The organism is Autumnicola musiva (genome assembly GCF_031846585.1).
Classification (GTDB): domain Bacteria; phylum Bacteroidota; class Bacteroidia; order Flavobacteriales; family Flavobacteriaceae; genus Autumnicola; species Autumnicola musiva.
Window position 1 is genome coordinate 1 of sequence record NZ_JAVRHK010000038.1, and the last position, 5593, is coordinate 5593.

Here is a 5593-nt window from a genome sequence, read left to right on the forward strand (position 1 = left end):
TACTGGTTTATGGTGATGGAAAATTAAATTTAGAACTACGGGAGAATATGGAAATGCTTGGTGATGTTCTCATTGAAGCCAATAAAGATGAAAACATAGAAAGTGCTGTTATGGGCGTTTCTTCTATAGATCCTGAAAAAATTAAAACCATACCATTAGTATTGGGAGAACGCGACATATTAAAAGTGGCCGCCACCTTGCCTGGTATAAAAACGGCTGGGGAAGGTGCTATGGGTTTTAATGTACGTGGTGGAAGAACAGATCAAAATTTGATATTATTAGATGATGCCGTAATCTATTCACCAAGTCACTTTCTAGGATTTTTTTCCGCTATCAATCCATTTACTACGGGAAACGTAGATATATATAAAGGAAATATACCTGCCGAATTTGGAGGAAGGCTTTCTTCAGTTTTTGATATAAGTACAAGAGACGGGAATTTTGAGGAAATTTCAGGAGAAGGTTCTATTGGTCCAGTTACGGGTAATATGACTGTAGAAATACCCATTGTAAAAAATAAGGCTTCGTTAATTGCTGGAGCGCGAGCAACCTATAGTGATTGGATTTTACGCTCACTTTCTGAAGAAAACTTAAAAAATAGCCAGGCTTCATTTTATGATGGGATCATTAAGTATAAGCACAAATTGAATAAGAAAGATAATTTTCAGCTCACCCTTTATTATAGTGATGATAAATTTAGCATCACAAATGATTCGTTATTTAATTATAAAAATAAATTAGGTTCATTCAAATGGCAGCATAAATTTGATAGTTATCATAGTGCGGAATTTACTTTGGTCCATAGTAACTATAAATATAATATAGATTATGACAGTGGCAATACACGTAACTTTAACTTCAACTATAATATAAGAGAGTCGCAAGCTAAACTGAAATTTAATTATAATCCAAAGGCTTTAAAGAATCACAAATTTAAATATGGCATTAGTTCAAAGGTCTATACTATTGCTCCGGGAAATATTAGGAGGTTTGATGAAGAATCACTAATTGAACCAATGAGTATCCCCGAGGAAAAAGGATTAGAATCGGCAGTCTTCATTGCTGATAGTTATGAAGTAACCAACAAATTATTAATGAATATAGGTTTAAGATATTCATTTTATGCTGCACTTGGACCATCAGAACAAAATAGTTATCAGGAAGGTACTATAAAAAGTGAATCTTCTATAGTAGAACGATTACAGTTTGGAAAAAATGAAACAATTAAAACCTATAGGGGACCTGAAATTAGAGCTTCACTGCGTTATTTATTAAGGCCAACACTTTCTATTAAAGGGAGTTTTAATAAAACCATTCAATATATACATCTTTTATCGAATAATACGACAGTTTCTCCAACCGATACCTATAAATTGTCAGATTATAACATTAAACCTCAAAAAGGGAATCAATATTCTTTGGGCTTGTATAAAAATTTTGAAAATAAAAATCTGGAATTGAGCGTAGAGGGCTACTATAAAACTATGGATAACCTATTAGATTATAAAGTAGGGGCTGATCTTATTCTAAATGAAAACATAGAAACTGAATTATTGCAGGGAGAAGGCAAAGCTTATGGCATTGAATTTTTACTTAGAAAAGATACTGGGAAATTAAATGGTTACCTAGGCTATAGTTATTCCCGTTCTTTTGTGAAATTAGATAGTCCAATTCAACAAGAAAAGGTAAACAGTGGTAATTTTTTCCCGGCAAATCATGACAGACCTCATGATGTTTCTATTGTAAGTAATTATAAAATTACAAATAGATATAGTATATCTGGAAATTTCACTTATCAAACTGGTAGCCCGGTAACTTACCCTGTAGGGAGGTTTAATTATGCAGGCGAAGAACAGGTACTTTACAGTGATAGGAATAAATACAGAATACCGGATTATTACAGACTGGATCTTGGGGTTAATATTGAAGGTAATCATAAGAAAAATAAACTAGCCCATAGTTTTTGGAATATTTCGGTTTACAATGTATTAGGAAGAAACAATCCCTATTCAATTTATTTTGTTAATGATAATGATGGAGATATACGTTCATATAAAACCTCTATATTTTCAGTTCCTGTTCCTACAATAACTTATAATTTTAAGTTTTAGAATGAAAAACATATTAAAATATATATTACTGTTTTTAATCTTATCCTTTAGTAGTTGTAAAGAAGAATTTACACCAGAAATAATTGATTTTCAAACGGCATTAGTAGTAGAAGCCAATATTTCGGATAATCTGGAAATCCAGTCAATTAAATTATCGAAAACTATGCGTTTGGAAGAAGAAGAGCCATTAATTGAAGATAATGCAGAGATAACAGTATTATCTAATGATGGAGAAAATCATCAATTTTCACAAGGAACAAATGGCGTTTACTATTCGAATACAGCTTTTTCGGCAAAACCAGATGTTTACTATTCTCTATTAATAGAAACTAGCGATGGAAAGGTTTACCAATCTTCTGAAGTAAAATTGCCAGAAGAAGCAATGCTTACTAATGTTTATGCAGAAAAAATCACTAAAAATGATGTAGAAGGAATTCAAGTATATGCCGATTCGAAAGGAAGTGCTAATAATGGAACTTATTTTCGTTATCAATATGAAGAAACTTATGAAATTGAATCACCTTATTATTCTGGATTCGAAGCTTCACTAAAAAATATCATACAATTTGGAGAAACATACGATGTAGAAGTAACATTGGGAAATGAGATAGGGGAAGGAAGAATCTGTTATTCCTCCAATTTTTCACACGGAATAAACCAAATAACTACCTCCAATTTAGCTGAAAATTTAGCTGAAGCTGTGCCTATTCGATTTATTGATGGCAAAGACCCAATTATTAGAGAACGGTTTAGTATTAAAGTTATTCAGTATACGGAGAGCCCCGAAGCATATTCCTTTTATAAAATTCTAAACGATCTCGGAAGTTCAGAAAGTATATTTTCTCAGAACCAACCTGGTGCTATTCAGGGGAATATTTACAATACAGCTAATAGTGAAGATTTAGTAATAGGCTATTTTGATGTAGCTCTAAAAGAGTCAAAACGGATTTTTTTCAATCATGAAGACTTCAATATTCCCACTCCAGCTTATTTTTATGATTGTGAAACCATTACTTATGATTATAAAGACAACTTACCAGTTCCTTTTGATGGAGATTTAAATGAGCGCCAGGCATTATATGAAGCACTCAAAAATAATGAATACGAAATTGTTCCCGAGCAAACCGAAGAAGAGTTAATTTATACAATCGTAAGAACAGAATGTGCAAATTGCACTTCTTTTTCATCAAAAACAAAACCTGAATTTTGGATAGATTAAGTTTTTCAATTTCTCTTTTATTTTTATCCGTTTTCTTTCAAATTGGAAACGCCCAAACCAACTCTGCGTCTAAAAAAAATACCCTACCGGAAGAGATTGTTAAAATAACATCTTCTGAGGATCTGGTAGTCTCTGGATCAGATCTTTTTTATCAAATTTTAGTGACTACTAATAAGAAACATTCTTTAAGTAGAATTAGCCAAACTGTAGAGGTAGGCCTTTATAATTCTACAGGAGAAAGGATTTTAATTCAGAAGATAATTTTGGATAAAGGAGTTGGTAATGGTGAACTATTTATTAATTCTTCCTTACCTTCAGGGAAATACTATCTGATTGCGGCGACTAATTGGTCAATGAATAACAAAGAGCATACTCCGTTTGCTGAAAAAGATATTATTATATTGAATCCTTTTCAAAATTTAGATTTAAATACCTCTAATGATGCCATAAAAATAAATTATAAGTCCAAGGATCTTTCTGTACATTCAGAAGATAAATATACACGTTCAGATATTTTAGTAAAAACAGATAAAAAAACCTATGGATTACGGCAGAAAGTCCAAATGACAATTGAAAGTAATATTCCTTTTCAAACTCCATTCACTATCTCTGTTAAGAAAGTAAAACCCATCGAGATAATAAAAACTCAAGATGGGCATGAAATAGAAATAAGTTCTAACCAATTTTTTGTTCCTGAGATACGGGGGAGTATTATCCAGGGTTCAATATCTTCAAAAGATGAAAAATTGAATGCAGCAAACCAAATAATTGCCATATCAATTCCCGGTAAGCAATACGTATTTAAAATAGCTCGTACTGATGACAAGGGACAGTTTATTTTTAATTTGGATAAGAGCGAATATAAAGATGAGGATCTAAATATTTATGTTATAGATGCTAATGATGAGGATTTTCAGGTAGAATTAAGTGAACCAGTTTTGAATTATATTAATCTTAAGAAAAAATCCTTAAACCTTTACGTAGATGAAAGATTGAAAAGCTGGATTGAATTTAAAAGCACCGCCAATCAAATTGAAAATGCATATACTGAAACTAAAGCTGATAGTGTTATTTCTACGCCGGATAAAGATCATTTTTATTCTCCTTTAGGTTTTGCTTACAATCTCGATGAGTACACGAGATTTCCGACTGTTAATGAAACTTTTGTAGAAATTATCGATAAGGCGGCTTTAAGAAAAGAGGGGAATAACTATGTATTTAAAACTCATAGTTATAGAGAAGAAGAAAATATAGCAGGAATAAATGGGCTTCATCCTTTAGTACTAATTGACGGTATTATGATAAATGATAATAGTGTATTAGTGAATTATGAAGCCGAAAAAATAGAAACAATTACTGTAGTCCCTGACAATTACAGATATGGTTCAAAAATATTCGCTGGAATAATAGACGTTACTACTATAGAAGGAAATTATGGCAAGAATACTAATCTTAAAAATTACGACTATTTATATCCTAATTTAAAGCTCTCTTATTATCAACCTAAATATTCGCAGAACCAAAAACTGTCTCATATTCCTGACTATAGAACCCAATTATTTTGGGATTATAATGTCAATCTTAATGATAAAACTACTCTTAAAAATGAATTCTATACTTCCGATATTAAAGGATGGTATGAAATTGATATAAAAGGTTACAATGATCAGGGCGAGAAAATAGATGTAACCACTTATTTTATGGTAGAATAAATGAAATTGATAATATCCAGAGAGCAACATTGCACATAGGAAAGAGCTAAATAAATACCATGACAATTTAAAGCTTCTCAGAATGCTCTAGAGGGTATGGAACTGTAACAAGAATAAATTTAAATTGTAATATAATATTGCTGATGTAATTGTTATAAAACCCCTAACGTTTTTCGAAAGGATGTTATTTATTGCCCTGTAAACTTCTAAGTGACACAGAGCAAAAATATTAAGGACACTATCCCGCAAAGTGTGTAAAGTTTAAATAACAGGGGTTGGACTTATTTAAAGTCTGACCCTTTTTTCATAGATCGTAAGGAACTGATTTAAGATAATGCCCCAGTTCCCTGATAGGCATCGACCACTTTTTAGTGGCTTCCCGAGTAGCCAAATATACAGATTTCATCACTGCCTCATCTGTAGGGAAAGACAATTTGTTTTTGGTGTACTTCCTGATTTTCCCATTGAGATTTTCAATAAGGTTCGTGGTATAAATGATTTTTCTTATTTCTAATGGGAACTCAAAGAATACGGTTAGGTCTTCCCAGTTT

The 5593-nt window shown here is 31.8% G+C and carries 3 protein-coding genes and 1 pseudogene; 3 read left to right on the top strand and 1 reads right to left on the bottom strand.

Translation table 11 applies throughout. The features are described 5' to 3' along the window. From RM539_RS19460 to RM539_RS19470, 3 genes are all read left to right on the top strand, one after another. Positions 1 to 2111 (top strand): TonB-dependent receptor plug domain-containing protein (locus RM539_RS19460; protein WP_311505089.1); only part of this gene is annotated, 2111 nt, incomplete at its 5' end. A 1-nt stretch (position 2112) separates the two neighbouring features. Next, positions 2113 to 3330, top strand: a complete 1218-nt coding sequence (locus RM539_RS19465; RefSeq protein ID WP_311505090.1) for a DUF4249 domain-containing protein — start codon at positions 2113 to 2115, stop codon at positions 3328 to 3330. Next, complete coding sequence (locus RM539_RS19470; RefSeq protein WP_311505091.1) at positions 3318 to 5042, top strand: TonB-dependent receptor; 1725 nt, start codon at positions 3318 to 3320, stop codon at positions 5040 to 5042. The genes RM539_RS19465 and RM539_RS19470 overlap by 13 nt, the downstream gene beginning before the upstream one ends. A gap of 285 nt (positions 5043 to 5327) precedes the next feature. Here the strand turns inward: RM539_RS19470 and RM539_RS19475 are convergent. After that, a pseudogene (locus RM539_RS19475) lies at positions 5328 to 5593 on the bottom strand (transposase); the annotation flags it as partial.